Here is a 7,593-nt window from a genome sequence, read left to right as displayed (position 1 = left end):
ATCTATGCTCATGGGGACTCACTCACTCGCCACCGACCTGCAACTCCAAGTGGTTTGGGTATAGCTTATTTCACGTAGAAACGTGGGTTACTGGTTCCCCACAGCGTATACAACTCAGGGAAAATCAGCTCAGCGTTGTTTTCCATCTCACTGACCGCGATGCTTTGCTTCTGTTGCTGACCAAACAGAACCACTTCTTGACCGGGGAGCACGCCCTTAATCTCGGTCACATCAACCACAGTCGTGTTCATCGAGGTCACTCCCACGACTTTGGCGCGTTGTCCATTGATCAGTACTTCGGCTTTATTGCCCATTTTGCGCGGGTAACCATCAGAATAACCCACAGGCAGGTTCGCCAGCACACTGTCACGGCTGGTAGTAAAAGTACTGTCATAACCCACAGTTGAGCCCTTTGGTACATGGTGCAGCGAAGACACACGTGTTTTGAATGAAACAATCGATGGGTATTCAGGGTTGGTTGGCAAATCACCAAACAACACGCCACCCGGACGAACCATGTCCAGTTGTGCTTCTGGCACATTGAGCGCGGTGTAAGAGTTCGCGACATGCAGCGTGATCTCTTCACGTTTCAAATTGGCTTGTTGCATTAGCCAAGTTGAGCTCTCTTTGAATTGAGCCAGTTTTGCGCGCACTTCGTCCGCATTGTAATTCGGGAAGTGGGTCATAATGCCAACGACACTCAACGAAGGTTGAGTCGCAATAGAGACGGCTTCTTTCTTGCCTGCTTCCGTGGTCATATCAATGCCGTTACGGCCCATGCCGCCGTCATTCAGCGCAATGTGGACTTTGATCGTTTTACCACTTTGTTTGGCAAGCTCCGCCAGATCGAGGGCTTGTTGGTGGGTACCAATCAGCTCCTCGATATTGAGATCGAGTACCGCGGACATTTCACTTAGGCTGGCAGATCGCACACGGATCAGTTCACCTTTAAAGCCACTTTCACGCACCGCACGCGCCTCTGCATTACTTGCCACCCCTACACAAGGAATGCCTTGCGCGATAATGGTCGGCATTAAACCACGAATACCGTTACCGTAAGCATCGGCTTTCATGATGGCGCAAATTTTGGTGTTGGCGCTCATGTGTGATTTGAATTGTTCAATGTTGCTTTGGAATTGGCCTAAGCTAATCTCCAGCCAAGAATTACTTTGCTGAATTTGAGCGGCATCCGGTAAAGCGGTGTCGATGTGTAATGGCGCAGCAGAGAGAGAGAAAGAAGGCAAAGTCGCCGCGATAGAGAGAGAAAGCAGCGTGGCTTTAAAATGCATGATATCTCCTGTGGTTATCATTGATGGAACATTCTTCTTGCGACTGAGAAGCGGCTGCTCCAAGTCGCAAGAAGTATAGAGAAAGACGCCGCCCTGTAGGCGGCGTGAAAATTAACGAATCTTAAATCGGCGTAGCGTATCTTGTAGCGAAACCGCGAGCTGAGTGAGTTCACGACAAGCTTGGGCTGTCTGTTGTGAACCCTGCGCGACTTCTTGTGACGCCAAGTGAATGTTTTCCACATTGCGGCTGAGTTCATCTGCGACCGAATCTTGTTCACTACATGCGCTGGCAATTTGTGTACCCACATCGGCGATATTGGCAATCGACTCTTCGATAGAGATCATCAAAGACTGAGAGTGGTTACCTTGTTCGACACACTTATCGATACTCGAGCGAGAACGTTCAGTCGCATCTTTGGCTTGTTTGGCCATGACTTGCAGTTTTTCAATAATCGTGGTGATTTCACCGGTTGAATCTTGGGTACGACCCGCCAGAGTCCGAACTTCATCCGCAACTACCGCAAAGCCGCGGCCTGATTCACCGGCACGTGCCGCTTCGATAGCCGCGTTGAGCGCGAGAAGGTTGGTTTGGTCGGCAATGCTGCGGATCACATCAACCACAACGTTGATCTGGCTAGATTGCTGCTCAAGTTCACTCACGGTTTGACCCGCCTCTCCGATAATATCGGCCACTTGTTGGATCGAGCGAACCATAGAAGCATTTTCACGAGCCCCTTCTTGTGACTTGTGATTGGCTGCCATCGCTTGGCTAGCGGAATCTTCGGTGTTACGAGCTACGTCCGCCACTGCCGCTTTCATTTGCGCCATTGCTGTTGCTACTTGAGTGATTTGGTACTGCTGCTCTTTCATACCATCTGCAGATTGGTTAGAGATCTGCGTCATCTCTTCTACTGCGCTACTAAGCTGAGTCACCGCTGAAATGATTTCATCAATCAGTTGACGGAGGTTTTGCTGCATCTGCTCAGACGCATTGGCCAAGGTTCCCAATTCGTCGTTACCAATGGAGGAGCGATCCATCGTCTGCGACAGATCGCCTTTGGCAATCGCATTCGACTGCTTCATCACAATCGCCAACGGACCGCAGATTAGGCGAGTTAACAGCCAAGTCATGAGCACCATGATGGCTAAAATAGCGATATTGCTGACCACCGAGGTGGAGTTGAGTGTTTTCACAGAGCTTAGAATATAGGCTTTGTTGTTATCCATGGCTTGGTGCAGAATGCCAATGAGAAGGGTGAAATCACTCTCTAACGCTTCGAAAGTACTGAGTGAGTTAACCAAAATGGGGTAAGCGTCATCAGCACCTTGGGTCAACAGTTTTTGGTTAAATTGATCGGTGACCGCCGTGTAAGCATTCCAATTACTCATCAAGCGTTTGAAGGTTTGCTCTTCCTCGCCCGGCCATACGGTTTTTCCGTAAGTTACCAGAGAATCGTTGATTTCCGCTTGAATGCGATTATTACGCTCGATAGTTTGGCGAATTTGCGTTTCATCTTTCATTGGCAGTACTGCAAATTGGGTACGCCGCCAGTAAGACATCTTGTCTTTTATCGCATCGACATTTTCCATTGCCGGTAGGGTATCGTCGGTGTAGTTGAGTAATTCAGATTGGATTTTATCTAGCTCTGAAATCAGATAGATGGCGAATCCTAAGCTAATTACTGCAATAACCGAAAACGAGGCTGCAATTTTTTTGCCTATCGACAAATTTTTTAGAAACATGAATGTTTTACCTTTAGATTGATGTCACTCAAAGTCGCGTGAATAACAACATCCTTATCTGCGACAAAGTTACGTATGTCCCAAAGTCGGCGCATACTATCATTTCAATTGTCAATTGACGACCCTTATAAATAAAGTTAGCAAATGCCACAGAAAGCGCAGATAAATTTGTTTATCTTTTTATTCTTTCTGCCTTAAGAAACATTTCCAGTGAATGATTTGTTAACTGTGACTCACTTTTGTGTATTCCCTAGTTAAGAAACTTTAATCATTGATCTAACACCAAACATTTCTTTTTTAAGCATCAATAATGACGATTGCCGCGGTGATAGCGTGCTAGCTCCTCGCCAAACACATAATCGATTCTCAGGAAGAGTGAATATGATGCGCCCTTATCTTAAATATATTATTCCGTTGCTGATCCCCATATTGGTCTTGATGCTTCCTGCCACCGCATTCCCCTTTGAGGGGCTGACTGTTATACAACAAAGGGTAATCGCGATTTTCCTATTAGCGGCGCTTTTGTGGGTATTTGAACCGATTCCTATCTATTCCACGTCGGTGGTGATCATTGTGCTCGAAGTGCTGATGCTGTCCGATAAAGGCTTCATTTTGTTTCGGTTGGGCGAGGGGACAAGCGAATTTGGTGCTTTGCTGAAATCAACTGAAATCATGGCAACCTTTGCCAACCCTATTATCATGCTGTTTTTAGGTGGTTTTTTCCTCGCGATGGCCGCAACCAAATACCGGCTGGATGTCAACTTAGCCCGCGTACTGCTCAAACCATTTGGCAATAATCCGAAGTACGTGATGTTGGGTTTAATGATGATCACTGCGGTGTTCTCGATGTTTATGTCGAACACGGCTACTACGGCCATGATGCTCTCTATTTTAACGCCAGTGATTGCTGTTTTTGGCCCTAAAGATCCGGGGCGTGTGGCGTTTGCGCTCTGTATTCCGGTGGCCGCTAATATTGGAGGTATTGGTACTCCCATAGGGACGCCACCCAATGCAATCGCGTTGAAATATTTGGTGGGCGATAACTTAATTACGTTTGCCGAATGGATGGCATTTGGGATCCCATTCGTGGTGATTTTAATGGCGCTCGCTTGGCTGCTGATTGAGTTTATGTATCGCGCTGAGCAGAAAACCATTGAATTAACCATCAAAGGTAAGTTTTTAAAAACGCCCAAAGCCATCATTGTTTACATCACATTTGCGTCGACCATTGTATTGTGGATGCTCGGTTCACTGCACGGTATGAACTCCTATTCGGTCGCCTTAATCCCTGTCGCGGTCTTTTCGGTGACCGGCATTATTGGCAAAGAAGATTTAAAAATGATCTCTTGGGATGTGTTGTGGTTAGTTTCCGGTGGTATTGCTTTAGGTTTAGCCTTAGATAAAACCGGTCTGGCAGAACTGGTTGTCCACAGTATTCCGTTTGACCAATATTCGCCCTATGTCGTGATTCTCGGTGCGGCCATCCTCTGTTTGCTGATGGCGAATTTTATGTCACACACCGCAACCGCTAACTTGCTGATGCCTATCATGGCCGCGCTTGGGGCATCCATGACGTCACTCAATCCTTTGGGCGGTGAGGTTACGCTGATTCTGGTGGTCACTTTTGCGGCGTCTTTAGGGATGTCATTGCCGATCAGTACGCCACCGAATGCGCTGGCTCATGCAACAGGGAATGTACAGAGCCAACAAATGGCAAAAGTGGGCATTATCTTGGGGATTTTGGGGGTACTGATGAGCTTTGTGATGGTGTGGATCCTCAACATGGTCGGCCATTAAGGAAACGTTATGTCCAACTTAGCGGCCGTTATTGAGCGCTATTTCAACCATGCCGATCGCTGTATTACCTTACCGGCTGGGTCAATTTTGCTTGCCCAAAATGGTTATAACGATCGGCTTTACTATTTACGAAGTGGCCACGTTTCTGGCTATTTTGCGGAAAAAGGTGAGCGGCGCATTAAAGTATTTTCTGCCGCTTCCGGCGCATTTATTGGGGTACACAGTTTTTTCTCTGGCTTGTGGACGGCGTCATCCACTGTGATTGCCGATAGTGAGGTCGAGTTAGCGTGGATTGATCGTGATACACCAGTGCAGGATGTGGAGCAGTATGGTTCACTCAGCACACAATTCATGCCTGTGATTGTGGCTGAGTTATCTCAGCGGCAGCGAAGAGCCACTCAAGAAGCGGTTGCCAAAGAACGTGCTTTAGAGCGGCTATATTCTGCTGAGCAGATGACGACGCTGGGCCAGCTCGCGGCGGGCATTGCTCATGAGCTCAACAATGCGATTGGGGTGGTCAGCAGTAAAACAGAACGCCTAGAAGCCTTGTTTATGGAATTACTGGAAGAAGTGCATCCAGAAGCGAGTCAGTTTTTTGATTTTGGTTTGCTGTTTGGGCAGAAAGTGTCATCCAGTGAAGCGCGTGAACGCGGCGCTGTGTTTGAAAAGCAGTATCAGCTACCCAAAGATATCGCCCGCGAGTTAGCCCGCGCGGTTCCCGCTAATGAGCTTTCCGCTCACTGGCTGAAAAATCCGCATTTAGCGATTCGTTATTGGCAGATGGGGCGAGATTTGCATGACTTGCGATTGGCCGCAAAACATTCGGTTGGGATAGTCAAATCGGTTAAGCAGCTTGGTCGAGCGGATATTCGCTTGGATGAAGAAGTGGATTTGAACAGCACCATCAATCGCGCTTTGGCCCTGTTACAAAGTGACTTACGTCGTGTGTCCGTGCGGATGCGTCCGGGAAGTTTACCCATCATCAAAGGCTCGCAAACCGAGTGGGTACAGGTGTGGATCAATTTAATTAAAAACGCCTGTGATGCGATGGCGCAAACCACGGAACCTACGATTGATATTCAAACCCGCTGTTCTCGCCAGCGTCTATACGTGACGGTCGCCAATAATGGACCAGAAATAGATGAGGCCACACGGCGTAAGATTTTCCAACCCAGTTTTACCACCAAGAAAGAGGGACTCTCGTTTGGGCTTGGGCTGGGGCTGGCGATTGTCAAACGTATTGTCTCTGGCTATGGCGGAACCGTTGCGGTGAAAAGCGATCAGGACAAAACCATTTTTAGGATTAAATTACCAGTTGAGGGATACCATGGAGAAACTGAACATCATTTGCGTGGATGATCAACGCGAAGTACTGAGTGCGGTGTTACAGGATTTAGAGCCCTTGAGCCGCTGGATCAATATTGAAGACTGCGAATCGGCAGACGAAGCTTTGGAGCTGATGGATGACCTTGATGCCCAAGGGGAATGGGTGGCGGTCGTGATTTCTGATCACGTGATGCCGGGCAAAAGTGGCGTCGAGTTGCTCAGTGAAATCAGCGCTGACCCTCGCTTCATACACACTAAAAAGGTTTTACTCACTGGGCAAGCTACCCACACCGACACCATTAATGCCATCAACACGGCTGGGATTCATCACTACTTTGACAAACCGTGGAGCGCTAAAACTTTGGTGGATTGTGTCCGCAGTTTAGTGACTCACTATGTGTTTGATCAGCGTTTAGATTACACCGAATGGCAAAGCGAGTTGGATAATACCATTGTGCTTTCCCGACTGCGTGGTTGAAGTCGGGAAAGGCGATGTTAGGTGAGCTTAGTGGTGAATCTCGTTATCCCAAGGCTGCAAATTAGCTTGAATCGACTGTTCAAGCTCGGTCAGCCAAGCATAACGTTTGGTATAGAGTCGGCGCTTAGTTTTCGACAAGCTGAGAGGGTCTTTACGCGGTGGATGCGTTGGGAGCGAATGCCAATAAGGGTTAATCGCTTCACCGCCCATTTCTTGCCATAACTCGGAATACTGAAAGCGTACCGAACTGCGTTTTGAGCCGATGTAACGCAGCGCTTGATAAACATGCCCCTCATTAGTCACACCATAAACTTTCTCTACACTCCAGTAGCGTGCCAAAATCAGCAGGACTTCCATAATCAATGCCTTAGGACGCAATCCATGCAACTGATGGGTTAATTGACGGATGATCTCTTGGCGATTTTCAACGTTGGGTCCCGGGCCTTGCAAGGCGCCAATATGAATCACAGGTTTGTTGCGACCACTGATATTGAACGCGAGCGTGAACAGGGGTTGGTGATCTTGACTGAGCAAGACCAGAGCAAGGGAACCTTCGCGCTCTGGGCCGTGGCAGAGCTGAATCGAAAACAACTCGTGTTGAAACAGCGACCAGCCTTGATGACGATAAATGAGCGGAAGCAGTTGAGCATGGCGCTTTTCCAGAAATGCAAAATGTTCAATCAGCCGTTGTGCTCGCTCTTGGGGTGACCATTTCACACAGACATAAGGTTTCAACGGTTTTTCCAAGGTGCGTGGATAGTGTTGGCGAACCGGATGAAAAGAGGGCTGATTCAGTAAATCTTGGATACGAGCCAAGGTATCCGGCATCAAGATCCCCCACAGACAGAAACGAGCGTTATAGCGAAGCTTCTTGACCCCGCGAATATCGGGATAAATTTCAGCAGCGAGAGTGGATAAGCTTTTTAAATAATCAATGCGTGGGTTCATATCAAAGCCATT

The 7,593-nt window shown here is 48.0% G+C and carries 6 protein-coding genes; 3 read left to right on the top strand and 3 right to left on the bottom strand.

Annotation, left to right across the window (positions count from 1 at the left end; all coding sequences use genetic code 11):
• Positions 1-65: 65 nt before the first annotated feature.
• Both alr and GOU96_RS10745 read right to left on the bottom strand, forming a co-directional pair.
• The gene (alr, locus tag GOU96_RS10750) at positions 66-1,289 is read right to left on the bottom strand and encodes an alanine racemase (RefSeq protein ID WP_000545507.1); all 1,224 of its coding nucleotides are present in this window, start codon (positions 1,287-1,289) and stop codon (positions 66-68) included.
• 111 nt (positions 1,290-1,400) lie between these two features.
• Positions 1,401-3,032, bottom strand: coding sequence for a methyl-accepting chemotaxis protein (locus tag GOU96_RS10745; RefSeq protein ID WP_000478916.1), 1,632 nt, complete (start codon positions 3,030-3,032; stop codon positions 1,401-1,403).
• 384 nt (positions 3,033-3,416) lie between these two features.
• On the opposite strand from GOU96_RS10745, the gene GOU96_RS10740 reads away from it, so the two are divergent.
• Genes GOU96_RS10740 through GOU96_RS10730 form a run of 3 tightly spaced genes read left to right on the top strand, consistent with a single transcriptional unit; the run spans position 3,417 to position 6,633 of the window.
• Entirely contained in the window at positions 3,417-4,829 is a 1,413-nt protein-coding gene (locus GOU96_RS10740) for an SLC13 family permease (protein ID WP_175248316.1), read from the top strand.
• 9 nt (positions 4,830-4,838) lie between these two features.
• The gene (locus GOU96_RS10735; RefSeq protein WP_000067024.1) at positions 4,839-6,188 is read left to right on the top strand and encodes a sensor histidine kinase; all 1,350 of its coding nucleotides are present in this window, start codon (positions 4,839-4,841) and stop codon (positions 6,186-6,188) included.
• Positions 6,157-6,633 (top strand): response regulator, encoded by a 477-nt coding sequence (locus tag GOU96_RS10730; protein WP_000413403.1) that lies wholly within the window; start codon positions 6,157-6,159, stop codon positions 6,631-6,633. The genes GOU96_RS10735 and GOU96_RS10730 overlap by 32 nt, the downstream gene beginning before the upstream one ends.
• Positions 6,634-6,660: 27 nt before the next feature.
• Here GOU96_RS10730 and GOU96_RS10725 read toward each other — a convergent pair whose 3' ends face one another.
• Positions 6,661-7,581: a VirK/YbjX family protein gene (locus tag GOU96_RS10725; RefSeq protein ID WP_001069575.1), complete on the bottom strand. Its 921-nt coding sequence runs from the start codon at positions 7,579-7,581 to the stop codon at positions 6,661-6,663.
• Between the last annotated feature and the right edge of the window lie 12 nt (positions 7,582-7,593).

Origin of the sequence: Vibrio sp. R-1, assembly GCF_035615595.1 — a bacterium.
Taxonomy (GTDB): domain Bacteria; phylum Pseudomonadota; class Gammaproteobacteria; order Enterobacterales; family Vibrionaceae; genus Vibrio; species Vibrio cholerae.
The sequence above is the reverse complement of the archived record's forward strand: the minus strand, read 5'-3'. Positions and strand labels throughout refer to the sequence as shown.